The sequence below is a fragment of the Klebsiella sp. K47 genome, assembly GCF_051858335.1.
Lineage (GTDB): Bacteria > Pseudomonadota > Gammaproteobacteria > Enterobacterales > Enterobacteriaceae > Klebsiella > Klebsiella pneumoniae.
On sequence record NZ_JBPYUI010000474.1, the window covers coordinates 1 to 220 of the forward strand.

The 220-nt window shown below is 67.7% G+C and carries 1 protein-coding gene; it reads left to right on the forward strand.

Annotated elements, in window-relative coordinates:
• A partial coding sequence (locus tag RRF55_RS28860) for a hypothetical protein (protein WP_439419425.1) occupies nt 1-220 on the forward strand: 220 nt, incomplete at both ends.

The following is a 220-nucleotide window of genomic DNA, read 5'->3' on the forward strand; positions in this document are numbered from 1 at the left end:
TGGCCGGTGGCAGTCCGGTCGTCTGGCCGCAGGAAGCCCAACAGCCGATTTACCACAACCGCGGCATCTGGCCCTTCGTCAGCGCGTACTCGCTGCGCGCGGCGCGCCGGCTGGACGATGCCCCGCGCATCGCCATGGAGATCGAGTCGCTGATGCGCGGCACTGCGCTGGCCGGTTCCAACATGGAGAACTACGAGATGCGCACGCTGGCGGTGCATGT